The sequence below is a fragment of the Malonomonas rubra DSM 5091 genome (assembly GCF_900142125.1).
Classification (GTDB): Bacteria; Desulfobacterota; Desulfuromonadia; order Desulfuromonadales; family Geopsychrobacteraceae; genus Malonomonas; species Malonomonas rubra.
The window spans coordinates 1-3,649 of the sequence record NZ_FQZT01000038.1; the positions used below are offsets into that span (position 1 = coordinate 1).

6 protein-coding genes are annotated in these 3,649 nt (G+C 52.1%); 5 read left to right on the forward strand and 1 reads right to left on the reverse strand.

Annotated features, from left to right (window positions below):
* From BUB13_RS18435 to BUB13_RS18450, 5 genes are all read left to right on the forward strand, one after another.
* The coding region (locus BUB13_RS18435) for a two-component system sensor histidine kinase NtrB (protein WP_208610209.1) at positions 1 to 801 on the forward strand (801 nt) is incomplete at its 5' end.
* Positions 798 to 2,162 (forward strand): sigma-54-dependent transcriptional regulator, encoded by a 1,365-nt coding sequence (locus tag BUB13_RS18440; protein ID WP_072910225.1) that lies wholly within the window; start codon positions 798 to 800, stop codon positions 2,160 to 2,162. The genes BUB13_RS18435 and BUB13_RS18440, both read left to right, overlap by 4 nt.
* A 167-nt stretch (positions 2,163 to 2,329) precedes the next feature.
* A complete protein-coding gene (locus BUB13_RS18985) occupies positions 2,330 to 2,494 on the forward strand; it encodes a YgdI/YgdR family lipoprotein (protein WP_153305049.1) in 165 nt (54 codons plus the stop codon).
* A gap of 80 nt (positions 2,495 to 2,574) precedes the next feature.
* Positions 2,575 to 2,823, forward strand: a complete 249-nt coding sequence (locus BUB13_RS19570) for a double zinc ribbon domain-containing protein (protein ID WP_425269198.1) — start codon at positions 2,575 to 2,577, stop codon at positions 2,821 to 2,823.
* A 30-nt stretch (positions 2,824 to 2,853) separates the two neighbouring features.
* Entirely contained in the window at positions 2,854 to 3,369 is a 516-nt protein-coding gene (locus BUB13_RS18450) for a hypothetical protein (protein ID WP_072910227.1), read from the forward strand.
* 21 nt (positions 3,370 to 3,390) lie between these two features.
* Here BUB13_RS18450 and BUB13_RS19210 read toward each other — a convergent pair.
* Positions 3,391 to 3,649: hypothetical protein (locus BUB13_RS19210; protein WP_208610210.1), on the reverse strand; the 259-nt coding region annotated here is incomplete at its 5' end.

Consider the following 3,649-nt stretch of genomic DNA (forward strand, 5'->3'; position numbering starts at 1 on the left):
CAGGATGGCGAAACGGTTCCTCTGAAGGTCAGTGCATCCAATTTGCGTGACCGGGAAGGAGATTTGCGTGGGATGGTCTTGATTCTACGCGACCAGCGCGAGATCAAGGCGATGGAAGATGCCTTGGAGCGTTCTCGCCGCCATGCGGCGCTCGGACAGATGGCAGCAGGGGTTGCCCATGAGATCCGCAACCCACTCGGCACTCTCCGGGGCTTCGCCCAGTATTTTTCTCGCAACGCCAAGCAGGATTCTCAGGCGAAGGAATACGCCGACTTGATGGTTGGCGAGGTGGATCGTCTTAATCGCACAGTCTCCGCCCTGCTGCAATTCTCCAGGCCGCGTGACCCCGAAATGATCGAAATTGACCTCGGCACTATCGCCCAGAAGTGTCTGACTTTTGTCCAGGAGGAAGCCGATAATAAGCAGATTGACCTGACGCTGCAACTTCCAGAAACGGGCCTCATGCTGTACGCAGATCCAGACCTGCTTCAACAGGTTCTGCTTAACTTGCTACAGAACAGCATGGCAGCAACCGATGCCGGTGGCAGTATTTTTCTCGGGGGTAAAATAACTGAAGATATTCGCCTGTGGGTACAAGATACCGGTAAGGGCGTTTCCAACGATGAACAGGCGAAAATGTTCGATCCTTTCTATACCACCAAGAAAGATGGCACCGGGCTTGGCCTTGCCGTTGTCCAGCAGATCGTCGAACAACATCATGGCCGCATCGAGGTTGATAGTCAGCCCGGCGAAGGAACCTGCATCATCATTATTCTGCCGCGTCGAAAGGAGCGAGAATGAGCCAAGCTATGAAAACCCTGCTTCTGGTTGACGACGATAATGCTCACCGCACCATGCTGAAAGCCCACCTCGGGAGCGAGGGCTACGAAATTATCGAAGCGGATGATGGCGATGTCGCAGTTCATTTGGCCAGAGAGAGACATATCGACCTGGTACTGCTTGATCTGAAGATGCAGCGGATGGACGGGTTAGAGGCTCTGGCAGAGATCCGCAAACACAAGCCGGAACTACCGGTCATTATCATTACCGCCTTCTCCTCGGTGGAAAATGCCGTCGAAGCGATGAAACAAGGGGCGTTCGACTATGTGACCAAGCCGGTTGACAGCGACGCCTTGAGCATGACCGTCAAGCGGGCTCTCGATTTCACCAGCCTGCAGCAGGAGAACAGCTCCCTGAAGCAACGGCTGGGTGAGAAGTTCGACCTCGGCAACCTGATCGGCAGCAGCCAGCCGATGCAGGAACTGGCCGAAACCCTGGCCCTGGTTGCACCAGCCGATGCCACTGTACTGATCACTGGCGAGTCCGGAACCGGCAAGGAACTGGTTGCCGGAGCGGTTCATCACAACAGCCAGCGTAAGGATGCGCCCTTTATCAAGGTCAACTGTGCTGCTCTACATGAAAATCTCTTGGAAAGTGAACTGTTCGGCCATGAAAAAGGGGCTTTTACCGGTGCTGCCGAGCAACGCAAAGGGCGCTTTGAACTGGCCGACAAAGGAACCCTGTTTCTCGATGAAATAGGCGATATGAGCCTAACTACCCAGGCGAAAATTCTGCGTGTGCTGCAAGAAGGAGAATTCGAACGGCTCGGCGGCGCAAAAACCATCAAGGTCGATGTTCGTCTGCTTGCAGCGACCCACAAGAATTTGGAACAAATGGTTGAAGAAGGACTTTTCCGACAGGATCTCTTTTTCCGCCTCAGCGTAGTTCCGCTCCACCTGCCCCCCTTGCGAAAACGACCGATGGACATACCGGCTCTGGCAGAGCATTTTCTTAAGCGGTACTGCGACAAGAACCGCAAAGACATCCGCAGCTTTAGCTCGGAAGCGATGGAAGCCCTTTTGGCCTATGCCTGGCCGGGAAACATCCGGGAGCTGGAAAATGCCATCGAACGAGCAGTGATCCTCTGCCTGGAGGAACAGATTTCACTTCATCACCTGCCTGTGCAGGTTCGTCAGTCCTATGCAGACAACAGCGAGCGCCCCTTTGCCATCCGTCCCGGACTGACCCTGAAAGAGATGGAGAAAGAGCTGATTCTTTCCACCCTGCGGCAGACCGATAACAACCGCACCCGTGCCGCCGAAATCCTCGCCATCACCCGCCAGACTCTGCAGAACAAACTCAAGGAATACGGCCTGACCTGAAGCTGTCAAAACTTTTGACAATGGTCAGGTTTCGGCCGCAAAAACAGTAAAAATATTTACCGCCCCCATCCATCTCCAAAAGCAACAGCTCTGCATTTACAACAACTTACAGTTTTGGCACCGGCATTGCTCTTTATTTAGGTAACGATCACACAAAGGAGCGCATCATGCTGAAAACTATTCTGTTACTTATCGTTCTGGCGGGAGGCCTGTTCCTGCTGTCTGGCTGTGGTTCTTGGGGACATTGGGGTGGACATGGCCATGGTCACTACTCATCAAACACTGATAATGCGCACTCCCACTACCGTGGTTGCGGACATTCGAGATACTAGGAGGACAAAATATGTTTTGTGGTCCAGGTTCCGCATGGAGCGGATGGCACATGGGCGGTTGGTTTATGCCGGGCTTCTTTATGGTGATCTTTGTTGCGGCCATCATTTGGCTGATTTTCAGACGGCAGCCAACACCAGCGCCTCATGGTCTTAGTTGCCCGAAATGCTCAGGGGCAATTCACGCAACCTACTTCCGTTGTCCGCATTGTGGCGACACCCTGAAACACAATTGTCCGAACTGCAGCCGGATCATCGAACACGACTGGTCATACTGTCCTTACTGCAACGAGAGCCAGTCAACTAATGCTGAATCAACCGGTTCTAGTTAAATCCCATATCAACACTAAAGGAGCAAGATTATGATCAACACAACAGCGAAACAAAAAATCCTCATTTTTACTCTGGTTGTCGGATTTCTAGCTGTCGCTTCGACCAGTTTTGCCTGCTGGAATTGCCGCGGCGAGTATAGCTCGGGTTCGGCCTATTCAAGCACGAATCTAACAACCGAAGAGCAACAACAATTGGATGCAGTGAAAGAAAAGTATTCTGGGCAACTGGATGAGCTACAAGCCACCCTCAACAGCAAGACCGAAGAATATCGCTCTGCCAGTGCAAACGACAGCACCACAGTTGGCGCTTTGCGGAATCTGGAAACAGAAATTGTCGATCTGGAGAAGCAGTACTGGGCCTTGTTGAACAAAGCTAACAAAGAAGCTGGCAGCTTTATTGCTGGTGGAAATGGCTCATGGTTCCGCTGTGGCTACAATGGCTGTGACCATCAAAACCACTGGGGCAGGATGGGCCAAGGTCGCCACATGGGATCGGGACACATGAGCCGGATGGCTGGCCACATGGGTGGTTGCTGGCGTAATTAGTAACCAAGGAATGATTCAATTTTAGAAGCGGCCTCCTGATAGCAGGTGGGCCGCTTTTTTTTGACGAACAGCAATCTCAATTATGTGAAGATCATAGAGGACTAGTAGAGGCTTTGTCCCTTTACAAAAATCGCCAAATTTCTTTTGAAATGGAATTTTAGGCCAGATCGACCGATTTGCTGAAATAGGAAATTGCGTTTTGGTAGGTGCGCTGGTGCCAGTCCACTGATTTCCTAATAGGCCAACACTCAGTCCACTTAGGTGCCCTTGACTGGTCTCC

What these genes read in the sequence shown, in the direction of transcription:
- BUB13_RS18985 (WP_153305049.1), top strand. Translation starts at nt 2,330, where the DNA reads ATGCTGAAAACTATTCTGTTACTTATCGTTCTGGCGGGAGGCCTGTTC.
- BUB13_RS18440 (WP_072910225.1), top strand. Translation starts at nt 798, where the DNA reads ATGAGCCAAGCTATGAAAACCCTGCTTCTGGTTGACGACGATAATGCT.
- BUB13_RS18450 (WP_072910227.1), top strand. Translation starts at nt 2,854, where the DNA reads ATGATCAACACAACAGCGAAACAAAAAATCCTCATTTTTACTCTGGTT.
- BUB13_RS19570 (WP_425269198.1), top strand. Translation starts at nt 2,575, where the DNA reads ATGGTGATCTTTGTTGCGGCCATCATTTGGCTGATTTTCAGACGGCAG.